The organism is Paenibacillus sp. OAS669 (assembly GCF_014873645.1).
Taxonomy (GTDB): Bacteria; Bacillota; Bacilli; order Paenibacillales; family NBRC-103111; genus Paenibacillus_S; species Paenibacillus_S vulneris.
In genome coordinates, this window is record NZ_JADBDR010000009.1 from 20849 (window position 1) to 36654 (window position 15806).

Annotated in this window: 10 protein-coding genes; 1 reads left to right on the forward strand and 9 read right to left on the reverse strand. The window is 52.4% G+C overall.

The genetic code is table 11. The features are described 5' to 3' along the window. Positions 1 to 180: 180 nt before the first annotated feature. Positions 181 to 915 (forward strand): oxygen-insensitive NADPH nitroreductase, encoded by a 735-nt coding sequence (gene nfsA, locus GGC63_RS19925; protein ID WP_192703792.1) that lies wholly within the window; start codon positions 181 to 183, stop codon positions 913 to 915. Positions 916 to 982: 67 nt separating this feature from the next. Here nfsA and GGC63_RS19930 read toward each other — a convergent pair whose 3' ends face one another. The 9 genes from GGC63_RS19930 to GGC63_RS19970 all read right to left on the reverse strand — a co-directional run bounded on the left by GGC63_RS19930 (position 983) and on the right by GGC63_RS19970 (position 15742). Beyond that, entirely contained in the window at positions 983 to 2362 is a 1380-nt protein-coding gene (locus GGC63_RS19930) for an AAA family ATPase (protein WP_192703793.1), read from the reverse strand. A gap of 2 nt (positions 2363 to 2364) precedes the next feature. After that, positions 2365 to 3798 carry an RtcB family protein gene (locus GGC63_RS19935; protein WP_192703794.1) on the reverse strand — a complete coding sequence of 478 codons (1434 nt, stop codon included), beginning with the start codon at positions 3796 to 3798 and terminating at the stop codon, positions 2365 to 2367. Positions 3799 to 4175: 377 nt separating this feature from the next. Continuing rightward, positions 4176 to 6140 (reverse strand): hypothetical protein, encoded by a 1965-nt coding sequence (locus GGC63_RS19940; RefSeq protein ID WP_192703795.1) that lies wholly within the window; start codon positions 6138 to 6140, stop codon positions 4176 to 4178. A gap of 152 nt (positions 6141 to 6292) precedes the next feature. After that, positions 6293 to 7102, reverse strand: coding sequence for a hypothetical protein (locus GGC63_RS19945; RefSeq protein ID WP_192703796.1), 810 nt, complete (start codon positions 7100 to 7102; stop codon positions 6293 to 6295). 229 nt (positions 7103 to 7331) lie between these two features. After that, positions 7332 to 8276 carry a TRM11 family SAM-dependent methyltransferase gene (locus GGC63_RS19950; RefSeq protein WP_192703797.1) on the reverse strand — a complete coding sequence of 315 codons (945 nt, stop codon included), beginning with the start codon at positions 8274 to 8276 and terminating at the stop codon, positions 7332 to 7334. A 182-nt stretch (positions 8277 to 8458) separates the two neighbouring features. Beyond that, positions 8459 to 9469 (reverse strand): galactose/methyl galactoside ABC transporter permease MglC, encoded by a 1011-nt coding sequence (mglC, locus tag GGC63_RS19955; RefSeq protein WP_192703798.1) that lies wholly within the window; start codon positions 9467 to 9469, stop codon positions 8459 to 8461. 162 nt (positions 9470 to 9631) lie between these two features. Beyond that, positions 9632 to 11149 (reverse strand): sugar ABC transporter ATP-binding protein, encoded by a 1518-nt coding sequence (locus tag GGC63_RS19960; RefSeq protein WP_079912157.1) that lies wholly within the window; start codon positions 11147 to 11149, stop codon positions 9632 to 9634. A 216-nt stretch (positions 11150 to 11365) separates the two neighbouring features. Continuing rightward, positions 11366 to 12427, reverse strand: coding sequence for a galactose ABC transporter substrate-binding protein (locus tag GGC63_RS19965; RefSeq protein WP_192703799.1), 1062 nt, complete (start codon positions 12425 to 12427; stop codon positions 11366 to 11368). A 210-nt stretch (positions 12428 to 12637) separates the two neighbouring features. After that, on the reverse strand, positions 12638 to 15742 hold the full coding sequence (locus GGC63_RS19970; RefSeq protein ID WP_192703800.1) for an efflux RND transporter permease subunit: 3105 nt from the start codon (positions 15740 to 15742) through the stop codon (positions 12638 to 12640). Between the last annotated feature and the right edge of the window lie 64 nt (positions 15743 to 15806).

Consider the following 15806-nt stretch of genomic DNA (forward strand, 5'->3'; position numbering starts at 1 on the left):
GAAATTTCTCGACGATACAAAATCAGGGATTCCTGTAAGTCTGCTTTCCGGGCCTCTAGCCCCAATTATGAAATTCAATCTCTCCTGTGGTAAAATAAGAAGCAGCAACCGATCCATCGGAGCCCCCTTGCAGCGAGCAAGGGGACTTTTTATATCATTCACAGAAAGGGTTGTTCCGGCATGAATCCAACTATCGACCTTCTTCGCAACCATCGCTCCATCCGCAAATATAAAGAAGCAGCCCTGCCCGAGGCGCATACGGAAGCTATCATCTCCTCCGCCCAGATGGCCTCCACTTCCAGCAACGTGCAGGCTTACAGCATTATCGGGGTCACGGATTCCGCCCTGAAGAAGGAGCTTGCGCAGCTCGCCGGCAATCAGGCGTACGTCGAGCAGTGCGGACTTTTCCTCGTCTTTTGTGCCGACTTGCACAAGCTCAAGGGAGCGACTGAGCAGCACGGCCAAACGTTTCATCACAACACTGAGAGTTTTATCGTCGCAACCGTCGATGCCGCTCTGGCTGCACAGAACGCTGCCGTTGCCGCGGAATCGCTCGGCTACGGAATCTGCTACATCGGAGGCATCCGCAACAAGCCGCAGGAGGTGTGCGAGGCCCTTTCCCTGCCGGAGCTGGTCTATCCCGTGTTCGGCATGTGCGTAGGCGTTCCGGATCAGGAGCCTTCCTACCGTCCGCGTCTTCCGATGCAGGCCGTATATCACCAAAATGCTTATAACGCCGAACAAGTGGCGCAAGGCATTCAGCAGTACGACGATACCATGTACAAATACTACCAAGAGCGTACGAACGGCCAAACGCTGACGACCTGGTCCAAAGGGATTGCAGACAAATATGCGAAGCCAGGACGGGCGCATATTATGCCGTTCCTTAAAGCAAGGGGCTACCGCTTCGAATAAGAGCCTTATTGCAGCAAAAAGCAAGAGTCCGGAGGATTACTCCGCCTCTTGCTTTTTTAGTGCGGCATTAGCCGGCAACGAAGCCCATTCTCGACTCCGACTGCGTCGTATGCCAATGCTGGGTCTTCTCCTTGTTGAGCTCGGCCCTCATCCCCCGGATCAGCTCCTCGATCTTCACTTCCGGCTCATAATGCTTCTCCAGCGCGGCCGAAACGTACAGCTCGTTCAGCTGGGCGAAGGTAAAGCCGTCCGTCAGCCGCACGGCCTTTTCCGCCTCGTCTTCGCCAATCAGTGCCGATAGCTGCTTTTGCGCCAAATAACGCCTTCTCAGCGGCTCATCCGGCAGCTTGATTTCGTAAGCCCGGTCAAAGCGTCCCGCCCGGTTCATCAGGGCCGGATCGATGCGCTCGGGGTAATTGGTCGTTCCGATAAGAAAGATGCCTTCCTTGGAGGTAGCCCCATCCAATGTATTCAGGAAAAAGGACCTCGCATGCTCCGGCATGGAATCGATATCCTCAATGACGAGCACCATCGGCGCCATCTTCACGGCGGATTCGAACGCTTCCTGAATCGTATAGCTGCATGTATGCTCCGTAATCTGCCAGTAGGTTACGGGAGCATTGACGCTCCCCGCTATGGATTTGACCAGAGTCGTCTTGCCGTTGCCGGGCCTGCCGTACAATAAAATTCCCCGTTTATAAGGAATCCGGTACGTTTGGAAAAACTGCCGGTCCTGCGCAAAAAACTGATCGATCGACCTGTAAATATCCTGCTTCAGCGATTCGCTCATGATCACCTCGTCCCGGCTCACGCTCCTGGTAATAGGCTCCCGATGCTGGTCCAGGCCGTTGCGGCTGTCTGTAAATACCGTCACATGCTTGCGGTCATTCTCCCTCTGCCTTTCGCGCATATAGCCAAGAAACCGGCCTAAGCAGTCATCGTTTACGGCGAATACATACTCCTCGCTAAAGCTCCCGTTTGGGCGGAATACGGGGATGCGGACCAAAGCAACCCCATAGGACGGATAGACGAATAGATTGTTGCGCGAGGCCGGGAATATCCGGTAACCCGCGTTATCCCCAAGCTCTCCCTGGTAAGAGAACGCTTTGGATTCGACCCGGTCGTAAATGACAGCCGCATGCTCGACCTGCCCGCTTCCTTGACGAACGTCCTCGTCGAGCATATCCCATATCTCATTGCCGTAATCATCCTGAACATACATCTGAAAAGCAGCCCCATACCGGGACTCCAGCTCCTGCTGGATGCGCTCGATTACGACCGCCGTATCAAAATATTGCGGGATTTCCTGCGGCTCGCTCGCCCTGATAGGGATGATGTAACGTCCATGACTTTCGTTGACATGGGTACGGCGTCCAGCCTCCCGCAGCCGTTCCGAATAAAGGGCGGCCCCTTCAGGCCTGCTGCTTTTATTGCCTGGATTTATCATGGCTACACCCCTTTCACGGCGGCGAGCGGCTTGCATTTGGCGACAACTGAGGCCAATTCCGCCCCCACAACGCTGTCGATGATTTGGTCGACGTCCTTATAAGCTTGAGGCGACTCATCAATAATCGATTCCAGCATCCGCTGATTCACGACGATTTCATCATCGTGACCGACACGCAGCGAGGATTCGAACTGATCCAGTGTCACCAGCCGCTTCGTCGCGCTGCGGGAACGGATGCGGCCAGCGCCGTGGCAGATGGAGTAATAATTGCGCTTGCCTTCCGGCCTGCCGACCATAATATAAGAGGCCGTCCCCATGGACCCCGGGATGAGCGCAGGATGTCCCGTCTCCCGGTACGGAGCCGGATTGTCGGGATGCTCGGGCGGAAGCGCCCGGGTTGCGCCTTTGCGATGGACGAAAAGCGAACGGCCATCGTGCTTCTCCTCCCAGGCATAGTTATGCATTAAATCATACAGCGTACTCATTTCAAATTTCGGGCCGAACACTTCCTTGCCCGCCTCTCGTATTCCGTACGCAATCAAATGCCGGTTGACTACCGCATAATTCAAGGCGGAGTACATCAGGTGGACATAGGCCTGTGCACTTTCGCTCTCCAGCGGAGCAAACATCAGCTTCGGATCGGAAGTCCCGAGTCCGCTGCGGCGCATCGCTTTCAGCATTTCGCTGCTGCAGTATTGGTTGACGGCTCCGCCCCAAGCCCTGGACCCTGAATGGATCATGATGACCACCTGGCCGTCGGATAATCCCCACTGCTCCGCCACCTCGCGATGCTCCTCAGCGATCTCAATCGCCTGCACCTCGGCAAAATGGTTTCCGTTGCCCAGCGTTCCCAGCTGCCGGTGCGAGCGGTGCCATACCATCTCCGGCAGCCGCTCCAGATACGACTCGTCGAAGCCGAACTTGCCGCACTCGATCCGCTCAAGCGAGGTCGCCTTGCGCGGCGTGTAAGCGTCCGGCACGTATTTCTTCGGCAGGCCGAACAATCCCTTGCGGATGACGTGCTCAAGCCGAATATCGGAGAAATGCCCGCGCGACTGCTCTTCGACCGGCAGATGCCGTTCGATCGCTTTGACCAGCTTGCGGCGCAGCTTCACATCGCGAAGCTCGTCACGATGCAGGTTGGTCAAATGCAGGCGCATCCCGCAGCCGATATCGCTGCCGACAATCGACGGGGATATATACCCGTTCCTCGTATCCCAGATCGCCGTGGTTCCGATGCAGGTGCCAACGCCAACATGTACATCCGGCGTATAGCTCATATACATCGTGTTCGGAATTTGCAAATTGTTATTCGCCATATCGAATACCTTGTAATCCAGCTCGGCGAACAGCTGCTCCCCGGCATACACATGCAAATGGCCCGCAGGGAGCTGTACCTGCCTGTAAAATGAATCTGTTTGTTGATTGGTTCCCATGATTTATTTATCCTTTCTCTCTTTGCGTTCTTGAAAATGAAAATGATACAATCCTTTTTTTGATACAACAAAAAAACCGCAGGCTCCACCAATGCCCACGGTTCATTATTCATTCGCGCATATGCGGTTGTACCTTTGCCGAAGCCATCCGGTCACACTTCATGTGCCGGATTAGGCCGGAAATATCCGCTTGCAGCAGGCCCGTAGAGGCCAATGGAATCCATTGAATTATTCGGTTGTATGTGCAATCTCAGTCTGTTCAGTCGGATCATGATCATTGGCCTCCTTTCACATTCAAGATACGGTTATGATAAACGCCACAGGTAAACTTTGTCAACCTTTGAATAAAAAATATTTATTAGTTATATTAAAACTTTCTATTGATTTCTCGAATCGGTCCTTCGATGCATTAAATACGGATAGAGCAGAATAAGCCCCGCTATATACAAGGCAGCGGCGAAATAAGCAGGCAGCAGATGGATAAAATCGGTATATCCGATAGCCCAATGAACGCTGAAGCCAGCCAAAAATCCGGGAAACCCTCCTATCAAGAACGTCCACCACAGCCAACGGCGTCCTTGGCTCACTCCCCACAGCGCGGCAGCCAACAGCGCAATCGCGTCGGAGAACAAAGCTCCCCCGAAGCCTGCCCGGTCATGGGCGATCAAGGGGATCAAACGGTCGTTAATTTCATTCAGCATCGCCGGGGTCGCGCATAAATATTGCAAATCCTCGGGGACGAACACCCGGGTGATCCCTATCCAAGCTATTACTCCCCCTCCGATGGCCAACGAGAAGCCGAGCATGACCATCATGAGCTGTCCCCATTGCGCTCTCTTCCATAAGCGGTCGTTGTAAAGATTGGGCGGTTCAACGGAAGGGTTATCCGCTCTGCCTCTCATGGACAGAATGAACATGGGCAGCAGCACCGCCCCGGCCAGAGCATGCAGAGGATCGAAATAACCGTAACCCAAATAAAGGAAAAAGCTGCTGAACCCGACGATACAGGACGTCATGAGTGCCGTCTTGACCCAATGGAGCCCTTGACGCAGGCCGTAATAAGCAAACTGAAAATACAAGATGCCGATGGAGATCATCGTGCCTGCCAAGGTCACCCTGTCATGAGACATAAAGCGAAGCAGCAGCGGATTCATTTGCCGGATCGTCAGCGTGTCCATGCCCAAGAACTGGACGTCATAGGGCAGCATGACCGTGCTGGCCGCTATGAGCCAGGCCAAGATTCCCCCAACGATCATTCCGGCACCTAACAGGCACATCCAGCCCCAGTTATACCAGAAGGACGGTTCGGTGCTTTCCGTTAGATCCCCATGCTCCTTATCACAGAACCGTTCATAGATGACGGCCTCATTAATGCGTTTGGGGAGCCCTGGCCCGGCATATACAAGACCGCTATGAAGCTGTACATACTGGGCGCCGGCCTGCATCAAATCCAGAGCGTCCTGCGGCTCATGAACGCCGCCGCTCGCCACGATGGGGATCTCGTCGCCGCAAAGCTTCCGTATCAGAAGGATTTTATGGAGACCCGGCTCTTTTCCCGCCCGGCCTAAGACGGCGCCCTCTTCCGTCATTTGCCTTTCACCGATCACAAGGCCGGCCCAATGCTCCATTCGTACTCGCTTCAGCAGCTCAGCCAGCCGCTCCTGCGGATAATCGAGCGGAATATACAGCAGCATCGGTCTGGACCCGCTGCCGCCTCGCCCGCCACCTCCCGCTTCGGCTTGAGCCATCGCTTCAAGATGATGTACCGTTTCTTCTATCGTCCACCGCTCATCCAGAGAATCCACATAAAATGCGGCCGCATAGGGCCGCAGAGCGTCCATGAGCTGCCTCTGCTCCTGGAGCGCTTCCTTCCATTCCCGTCCCCTCCTGCTGCTCGTTCTGATCATAAGCGGCAGCGAATGCCCCTGCTTATGCTTCAGCCGCCGAACGGTTTCCTCCAGCCCGGCATTGACGGGATCAGGCGGGTAAATAATCGCTTCCTTCTCGATATCCCGCTCAATGGGCCGATCGCTCTCTACAGGCTCCAGTGTTACCGGACCTATCTCAATAAAGCCGATACCGAATTGAGCGATCGCTCTATGGGCGACACCACGAGGGTCCAAGCTGCCGGACAATCCGACAGGATACGTTATACGCACGCCTGCCAGCTTGCTTTCGAGCATAGGTGCTGGCTCCATATGACCCAGGGTGCGAATGACGAGACTGCCGCCGGGAAGACGGCTCAATGCTCCCATGGCATTCAGGGTAAAATCACGCGCGATCCGGGAAGGCAGACGGAACAGTGCGGGGCGGAATAATGTTTGATAGGACCAATCCGGCATCTAAAACACTCCAAACGATCATCATGACCTGTTATTATTCAGTACATATTCCACCATTTGCCGGAAGATTCCTCTTCAGACGTTCCGACTTTTCCCCGACCCTTGGTTTTTCTTATTGAGCTCATGCCGATATCTATCAGCTCACCCCGTTCCTATCCGCTGATAAAATGACCAGCCCTGCCCTCTTCGACCTCGTCCCTTCCCCTGCGCTTCAGCCAGCCGTTGGCAAAGATCAGCAGCACAGCATAGGCGAACAACAGCCCGGCAGCCCCCCAGGCCATATAGCCCAAGGTCCCGTTCCCCTGGTTGGCCGCGCCGATTGCGACTAACGCCCACACCGTAGCCAGCATATAAAATGGATCCTTGCGGAGAAATCCGATCAACAAACTGAGCAGTGAAACGATGAGAATCATCAGCACCGTCCAGAAGGTCTCCGGCCATCCGAAGCCGTCCCAGCCGTTTGCATAGAATACAACGGCCGTGTTCGCTATAGCGGCTGCAGTAACCCATCCGAAATAGAGACTGAAGGGAACTTGAACCCACCAGCGGACAGCCTGATCCTCCGACCAGCCGTGAGGGCGGGTATTAGCATAAATGACGGCCAGGGATAGGAGAAGCCCCAGCATAGCAAACAAGGAGGAAGTGATGTAAAGACTTTGCCACAGCAGAAGCCAGACAATGTTGAAAACACAGGTTACGCCGAACCACGGTCCGATGGAACGAAGCTCATGATGCCCCCGCTTTGACGGTAAAAATTGCACGATTACGAAGCCAAGCAGCAGCGCATAAATAAGCCCCCAAATAGCAAAAGCATACGGGGCTGGCGTGATTTGGACGGGAAACATAGCGGATATTTCCCCCGTCGTCATTCCTTTGACCGGCTCTGTTTCAGCAAACCGGTTCACTGCCAGCACCGCGAACAAAGCCGCCACATTGTACCAGCGAAGCAAGGTCTCGAACATCGAACATTTCCTCCTTATATGTTTCGGATTTTAACATTAGAAAGCGCTGTCAAATCTTGCTCTATAGGACTAGCTGCCTATTACCATGTGTATGAGGCTTTGTTGGAGAACATGCCAAAGGCCAAAAAACAACAAAGCCCCTGGCGACGAAGAAAAAATCTTCATGCCAGGGGCTTGCTCATTATGGCTTTCGCTTTATTAAGCGGGGCTTTCATTAGCTTAGCTGGACTCAGATAGCAACAAGGACATGCCGAACAAAGGCTCCTTTTTTCACCTCACAGCGGTCGATAATACGGAAGCCCGCTCGCTCCACAGGCTCGTCAATAACCTCCGTAGCAATAATCACCGCTCTGTCGGCCAGCCTGCGCGCGCTCTGTAGCATCTCCAACTGCTCCTCTGCCGGGAGAACCGAGCATAGGTTGTAAGGCAAATCGAGGACAAGCGCATCGTAGTGTCCCGGTACCGTTCGAATATTATCAATCGCCACCACATCCGGAAAACCGAAATGCGCCAAATTCAATCGGGCTCCTTTTACAGCAAGCGGGTTCAAATCCCGGCCGATCATATCTATCCCCATGGATAAAGCTTCAATTAGCACCGTACCAATTCCGCAGCAGGGGTCGATAGCCCGTATTCCTTCCGGATAAGGAATGGCAATATTAGCAATCGCGCGCGCTACACGCGTGCTTAAAGCGGTTGAATAGTTCTGCGGCTTTTGGTTGTGCCGGAGCCATAGTGCCTCATTCTTGGCGCTGGGGCCGAACACCCATCGGTCTCCGGTATAACCTATGCCGAAGATCCGTTCAGGCTTACGCATCTCGGCCCGGCCGTGAATATGAGAGCCGATCCGCCTTTCTACAGCCCGCCGGGCGTCATAATCCAGCGCATCTGCCGCTTCGACGAAGACCACCTTGAACGTCTCCCCGTTCAGTTGAATGGCTTCGACTCCTCGCGCAATTTCATCCAGGCTGCCGCCTTGGATACATATCTCCACGCGTTGCTTGATAAACGGGCTCCGGCTTGCATCAATGCCGCGGTCGCTTACTATAAATCTGTCGTGCTCCGGGTTGCTCCCGAATAATGCCCGAAGCTCCAGCAAGCACAGAGGCACCTCGTCCTCATGACAAACGTACGTATATAAGAACGATTTCAACTTCTGTTCCGTATTCTCCATAGCACTTAAGTCCCGCCCTTATTGATGAAAGTACCTAGATTGTCTCATGATCAACCGCCTCTGTCCAATGTAAAAAGAGGTGCCAACCAAAAGAAATAGCCGCATAGCCCAAGCTGGCTATACGGCAGAGGATTGAAAACGCTGTAGTATTGGGGAAATGAGGTAAATTGGAGTTGCCTTGCTTATTTTTTCGCCAAATATTTGCGGATATCGAAAGCGACGGCCGCAACAATGATCAACCCTTTAATAATCAGCTGCCAATACGGGCTGACGCCGATAAAAGTAAGGCCATAGTTGATAACCCCGAAGATCAATACGCCGACCAATACCCCGGGCACCGTACCGATCCCGCCCGCTGTCGATACTCCGCCGACCACGCAAGCCGCGATGGCATCGAGCTCATACATGTTACCGTAGTTATTCGTCGCGCCGCCGGTTCTTGCCGCTTCCAATACTCCGCCCAGACCGTAGAGAGCGCCGGCAAAAGCATAAATGTAGAGCAGGTTCCTCTTCACATTGATCCCTGATACTGTGGCAGCCTGAATGTTGCCGCCGATAGCGTACATATTTTTGCCGAGCCGCGTCTTGTTAAACACGACCCAGACGATTAAGGCCACGATAATGGCGATAATGACGATATAAGGAATGGAATAAGAGCCGCCTGAACCGAAAAAACCCGTCCCGATATTCGTAAAATCTTTGCGCAGACCGGCAATCGGCTGCGATTCGTTGGGCTTCAAATCAAAGTAGATCGAGTTAGCCCCGTACACGATGACCATCGTTCCCAGAGTGGCGATAAACGGTGGAACGCTAAGCCTGGAGACGATCCATCCGTTAAGCAGGCCGACTATAAGGCCGGCGAGAATCCCTATAACGATAGGAGCCCATAACGGCAAGTCCGGCATATCCGGAAAAAACCGGCGCGGATAATCCGACATTTGCAGCATGGAGGCGGACAGCACAGCCGTTAAGCCTACGACACGGCCAGCCGAAAGGTCGGTGCCTCCGGTAATCAGAATAAACGCCATGCCGAGAGCAATAATGGCTCTGGTTGAATTTTGCAGCAAAATATCGCGCAATATATCTATGGACAGGAACCTGGGGTCGGATATCGCAATCCCGATAACGAGAACGATCAGGACCATGTAGATCGCGTTCTGCGTTACAAAGTTGCTTATTTTGTTTGTGTTCATTGTTGATCCTCCTAAGAGTTTCGCGTTAGCGAAACTTTCTTCGTAAGCGTTGCTTAGTTTTCGTAAGAAAACTTACTTCGTAAGCGTTGCCGAGTTTTGCGCAAGCAAAACTTACTTCGTAAGCGTTGCTGAGTTTTCGTAAGAAAACTTATTTCGCAATCCTTACACCATATATTTAGTAGCCAGCCGCATAATCTCTTCTTCCGTAGCATCCTTGCCCTCGACAATTCCGGAGAGCCGGCCCTCGCACATGACCATAATGCGGTCGGACATACCGAGCAGCTCCGGCATTTCGGAAGAGATCATAATAATGCTTTTGCCCTGTTTGGCCAGGTCGGCGATTATCGAATAAATCTCGAATTTCGCCCCGACGTCGATGCCGCGGGTCGGTTCGTCGAGCAGCAAAATATCAGGCTCAGTCAACAGCCAGCGTGCCAGTAGAACCTTCTGCTGATTGCCTCCGGACAAGTTTTTGATCAAGGTTTTGATCGAAGGCGTTTTCACGCGCAGCTGCTCTACGCTTTTGCCGACCTCGTCCTTGATCCTCCGCTCGTTCAGCAGATGGAAGGGATTCAGGTACCGGTCCAAATTGGCTATCGCGGTATTTTCCTGAATAGAGAGCACCGGGAAAATGCCAGTAACCCGCCGTTCTTCCGTTAACAGCGCGATCTTATGCTTCTTGGCATCGAGCGGCGACTTGAATTTGACCGGCTTGCCGCGCAGCGTGATAGTTCCAGAGGACACGGCCCTTAGTCCGAACAAAGCCTCGATAAGCTCGGTTCGCTGCGCGCCGACCAGGCCGCCCAGGCCCAGCACCTCCCCCTTGCGAAGCTCGAAGGACACGTTGCTGAACGACTTGGCAACCGGAGAGGTGAGTCCCTCTACCTTGAGCAGCACATCGCCTGGAACATTCGTCCGTTCAGGGAATCGCTGGCTCAGATCCCGGCCAACCATCCTCGTAATGATCAGATCCGTTGTCAGCTCGCCCGCAGGCCAAGTGCCGATAAGCTTGCCGTCCCGCATAATCGTCACCTCATCCGAGATACGGAGAATCTCTTCCATTTTGTGCGAAATATAAATGATCGCGACACCGCGGCTTTTCAGCTGATCAATGATTTTAAACAGCGCCTCGACTTCATTCCCCGTCAAGGAGGATGTCGGCTCATCCATGATGATGACCTTCGACTGATACGAAACCGCTTTAGCAATTTCAAGCGATTGGAGCTTCGATACGGACATGGAGCCCGCAAGTGCAGCCGGATTGATATCCATTTCCAAATCCTTGAACAGCTGCTGCGTATCCTTGTACATCTTTTTATGATCCACCAATTGGAAAGGCCCCAGACCTTTTACGGGAAAACGCCCGAGCCATATATTCTCCATCACATTGCGCTGCGGAATAGGGTGAAGCTCCTGATGAATCATGGACACGCCATGGTCCAACGCATCCTTGGAGCTGTTCAATTCCACCTTATTGCCGTTCAAATAAATCTCGCCCCCATCGGGCTTATAGATGCCGAATAAGCATTTCATCAGCGTCGATTTTCCGGCGCCGTTTTCTCCCATTAATGCATGAACCGTGCCCGGACGTACTTTGAGCGTTACATTGTCCAGCGCCTTGACGCCGGGAAATTCCTTGGAAATACCGTTCATTTCAAGCAAAAATTCATGTTCCGTCATGGTAATGCCCCCTTCGAAAAAAGAGAAGGCAAGGGTACAACGAAAGCAGCCATTGCCCCTTGCCCAATACTACGTACCGGCTTCCTGCCGAGCCTTTCGTGTGCAAAACGCGGCATTCCGATAAGGTTTCCCCTCCGGCTGCTGTTACCGGTAATTCCTTGCCACCGCCTATCGGCACGAATCTGTCATCGCTCGATTTGCAAGCCTCTAAATCATTTATTTGGCGTCATTCATGTTTTCTTTCGTAATTTTTTTGTATGGAACCCATACGTATTTACCATCCGTAATTTCATAGCCTGTGTTCTCTTTATTAGGCGTTTGGCCCTGTGCGAGGACGTTGGCCAGATTGAAGGTCGCTTTGCCCTGGTTCTTGGCATCGTTCAGCACCGTTCCGAGAAGGGTACCTTCTTCAAGCGCTTTCAATGCAGGAGCCGTTGCATCCACGCCTACTACCGGCATGTATTTGTTGTCTTTGAAATAGCCTTTGGCCTTCAAGGCCTCGATGGCTCCCAGCGCCATGTCATCGTTGTTAGCGAACACGGCTTCGATCTTATCGCCATGGGAAGCCAGGAATGCGGCCATTTTCTCCTGCCCTTTCACGCGGTCCCACATCGCCGTATCCTCCGAGAGCTTCTCCACCTTGATTCCTGCGTCTTCAACAGCTTTGATAGAGAATTTGGTACGAAGCTCGGCGTCCTGATGGCCCGGCTCGCCTTTGAGCATGACGTATTGAAGCACGCCGTCTTTATTCTTGTCCGCCTCCGGATGGGCTTTGAAATAATCGACGACCAGCTGGCCTTCCATCGTACCGGATTGCTCCGCCTTGGCTCCGACGTAATACACCTTATCCCATTTCTTCATGTCGTCCGCCAAAGGCTCGCGGTTGAAGAATACGACCGGCGTATTGGCCGCCTTCGCTTTATCGATAATAACGCCCGCTCCCGTGCGGTCGACCGGATTGATGGCCAACGCGTTAACCTTCTTTGTAATAAATAAGTCCACTTTATCGTTTTGCGTAGGCTGGGAGTTTTGACTGTCCACAATATCGGTCTGAGCTTTACCTTCCGCGTTCGCGGAAATCGCATTGCGCACGCCGGTCATGAACGTATCATCGAATTTGTAAATCGCAACGCCGATGACCGGTTTCTTGGCGGCGCCGCCTGTCTCTGTCTTTGCGCCTCCGCCCGGTGCCGCCGTATTCCCCCCGCCTCCGCTCGCACAGCCGGCTGCTGTCGTCACTAATGCCGCTGCAAGCAGCGCTGACATAACCTTTTTCATATCCATGACCTCCGTTTGGTTAAAGATTTCATCTCACTTGCTTTCTCATTATCGTTTATGTTGAGTCAAATGCACATGCAAAATTCTCATCTGTTCTATTAAAATTCTCATGTGTTTTTTCGGTAGTTCGTTGTTCTGAACATGGAATAAGCCAAGTCAACCCGCTGCCGCGGTTAGCTGACTTGGCTTACTGCTTCTGATTTCTGCTGGTTAGAATGATTCTGGTGAAGGAGGTGTACTAGCTTTTCCCGATTTGAATACTTTGCCCATTCTTAGCTTGGTATTCTCAATCATTTCGTATACGACCGGCACAACGAGCAGGGTGAGCAGCGTTGAAGTGGTCAAGCCGCCGATCACGACTACAGCGAGGCCCTTGGAAATAATCGTTCCCTTGGACAGTCCCAGAGCCAGGGGCATTAATGCAATGATCGTGGCTCCTGCGGTCATAATAATCGGGCGAAGCCGAGTCTGCCCCGCTTCAAGCAGCGCATCGCGGACCGTATAGCCGGACTCACGGAGCTGCTGCACCCGGTCGATGAGAACAATCGCATTGGTAACTACAACCCCGATCAGCATCAGAAAGCCGATTAAGGAAGTAAGATTCAAGGATTCACCCGTGACCAGCAGGCCCAGCAAGCCTCCGATAGCCGCCAGCGGAAGCGAAAAGAGGATCGCGAACGGAGCGCTCGCATTGCCAAAAGCAAGAACCATGACCAGATAAACAATGAAGACAGACGCTCCCATCGCAACGAACATATTACTGAACTCTTTATCAATATCTTGAGCCGCTCCTGTCACTTCGGTATGAACCCCGTCCGGCAGCTTAAGAGTTTGCAGCTCCTGGGAAGCTCTGGCGCTGACACCGCCCTTGTCCTTGGAATCGATCTTGGCGGTCACTCTCACAAATTGCTCCTGCATATCGCGCGGAATGGAGGCAGGGCCATCGATTTGACGGATCTTTGCTACCTCGTTCAGCTTAATCGTTTGACCAGCCGGTGATTGGATCAAGAGGCTCCCGATTTTATCCACCGAATTTTTAAAGCTCGGGTCAACCATGATTTTGGTCGAGAATAGCGTATTATCGAACTTCAAGTCGCCGATTTTCTGCTCCGCTACCCATGGCTGCAGGGACTCAATAATTTGGGAGGAGGACAGGCCGTATAGACGGGCTTTATTCTGATCTACAGCAATCTCTACTTCCTTCTTCGTCTCGCTCAGGCTGTCTTCCACATCCCGGAATTCAGGAATTTCGTTCATCTTGGCCTTCACAAGCTCAGCGGCCTTAATGAGTGAATCCACATCATCCCCTCTAAGCACATAGGAGAAATCAATCCCGCTGCCGCCGCCGCCCCCTCCAATACTGACAACGCTGCCTCTCACCTCAGAACCCTTGGGAAGCATCTCCGTAATGTTCCTTTTCATATCGTCAACCAGCTTCTTGGCGTCCGTTCCCTTGGTTGCCGCTGCACTGAATTTACTTCTATAGGCCACGCGCTCGCTTCCGCCTCCTAATCCGACATACGATTGCACGTAGTCAAAGGCCGGATCGCCCGCAGCATTCTTGGTATCGCGCATCATAGCTTCGATTTCCTTCACTATTAAATCGTTAGAGTCCATGGAGGTATCCCGGGGCATCTCGATAGATATCGAGATCTGCTTATCCGAGTTGCTGCTCGGCATGAATTCAAAGGCCAGGAAGGGAACCGTTCCTGCTATCGCCACAGCAAACACAAGAAAGGCGAGCAGCATGCTCTTCTTGCGGTTGTTAAGCGACCATTTCAACACCTTCAAATAGCTTGCGGACACTTTGCCGGTTTGATGCTCATCATGATGCTTTATCCGTTTGGAACGCAGCACCATCAATTTCGCCAGCATAGGAATGACTGTAACAGCCACTAACAGGGAGGATAGCAGTGCTGCGGAAAGCGTAATAGCGAACGGACGGAACAAGTCTCCAAGCTCCCCGCCGACAAAGGCAATCGGAGCAAATACCCCCACCGTTGTAAGAGTGGATGACGTGATAGCGGAAGCCACCTGTGCCGTAGCTGTCTTGATGACCGATTCTCCCCGCTCCTGGCTTTTTACCAGCTCGCTGTAAATATTCTCTATGACAACGATGCTGTCATCCACCACGCGCCCGACGGCAATCGCCATTCCGCCTAGCGTCATAATATTGAGCGTAATGTTCAGAGGGGCCATAATAAGCAGAGTGATCAGGATCGATAACGGGATGGAAACCAGAACGATCAACGTCATACGAACGTTTTTGAGGAAAATAAGAATCATAATGGAGGCCAGAATTGCACCGAGCGCCCCTTCTTTAACCATTCCATGGATCGATTCCTTCACAATATCCGCATTTTTTTCGATCGATTTGAAGGCAACGCTAGGATAATCCTTCTCCCACTTAGCTATCAAAGCATCGGCATGATCGGAAAATTCCACGGAGTTGATCCCTCTGGTCTTGTAAAGGATCACTCCAATAGCCGGTTGATTGTTCAGCCGTGAGATGAACTTGGACTCCGTTATCGCCTCGACCTTGGCTATTTGCTTGAGGAGCAGCGTTCCTCCCGCCGGGGTGTTGATCTTTATATTTTCCAGGCTGTAAATGGTATTAATATCGCTTTTTACACGAACCATCTGGTTATCGCCGCCCATATCAATTTCCCCTATAGGGCTCGTACGTAGGGCCGATTGGATGCTTTGAGCCACTTCGGCAGGCATAAGCCCATAGCTCAGGATCGCGTTGCCGTCCAGCTTAAGCTTTAATACAGCCTCCTGATTACCGATAGAATCGATATGGTCGACCCCTTTGATCGTATTAAAGCCGGGCAGAAAAACATCCTTGTACAGTTTATCCAGCTCCTGCTGGTTCATATTGCCCACTCCATATACCGCCAAAGAATATTCCGGAATGGAGGCCATACCGTAGGTCATCACCTTCGGCTTCTCCGCTCCCTGGGGAAGCTTCACGTTCGCTATCAGCGCTTCGACATCCACCTTGGCTTTATCGGTATCCTGCCCGTGCTCCAATTGAATTTCTACGGATGAGAAGTTATCGCTGGAATTGGATTGCAAGCTCTTGATCCCTTTCAGGCCTGCGACCGCCTTCTCCAGCGGCTTCGTTATTTGTTCCACAATATCCTTGGGAGGCGCTTGATACTGAGTCTGAATAACTACGTAGGGAATCGATACCTCCGGAAAAAGCTCTGCCTTCAATTGGGTAGCGGCATAGGTCCCCACGCCAAACAGCAGCACGATAATGATGATGACTGCCGATATATTTTTCATAGAAAACCGGGTTAATGCGTTCATCTCTCTACTCCTTCATCCTTGGTTACAGACTTAGACGATAACTTCCCGGAAACACCTTCAAAAT

What these genes read in the sequence shown, in the direction of transcription:
- GGC63_RS19930 (WP_192703793.1), bottom strand. Translation starts at nt 2,362, where the DNA reads ATGATAAATCCAGGCAATAAAAGCAGCAGGCCTGAAGGGGCCGCCCTT.
- GGC63_RS19945 (WP_192703796.1), bottom strand. Translation starts at nt 7,102, where the DNA reads ATGTTCGAGACCTTGCTTCGCTGGTACAATGTGGCGGCTTTGTTCGCG.
- nfsA (WP_192703792.1), top strand. Translation starts at nt 181, where the DNA reads ATGAATCCAACTATCGACCTTCTTCGCAACCATCGCTCCATCCGCAAA.
- mglC (WP_192703798.1), bottom strand. Translation starts at nt 9,469, where the DNA reads ATGAACACAAACAAAATAAGCAACTTTGTAACGCAGAACGCGATCTAC.
- GGC63_RS19950 (WP_192703797.1), bottom strand. Translation starts at nt 8,276, where the DNA reads ATGGAGAATACGGAACAGAAGTTGAAATCGTTCTTATATACGTACGTT.
- GGC63_RS19940 (WP_192703795.1), bottom strand. Translation starts at nt 6,140, where the DNA reads ATGCCGGATTGGTCCTATCAAACATTATTCCGCCCCGCACTGTTCCGT.
- GGC63_RS19960 (WP_079912157.1), bottom strand. Translation starts at nt 11,149, where the DNA reads ATGACGGAACATGAATTTTTGCTTGAAATGAACGGTATTTCCAAGGAA.
- GGC63_RS19970 (WP_192703800.1), bottom strand. Translation starts at nt 15,742, where the DNA reads ATGAACGCATTAACCCGGTTTTCTATGAAAAATATATCGGCAGTCATC.
- GGC63_RS19935 (WP_192703794.1), bottom strand. Translation starts at nt 3,798, where the DNA reads ATGGGAACCAATCAACAAACAGATTCATTTTACAGGCAGGTACAGCTC.
- GGC63_RS19965 (WP_192703799.1), bottom strand. Translation starts at nt 12,427, where the DNA reads ATGAAAAAGGTTATGTCAGCGCTGCTTGCAGCGGCATTAGTGACGACA.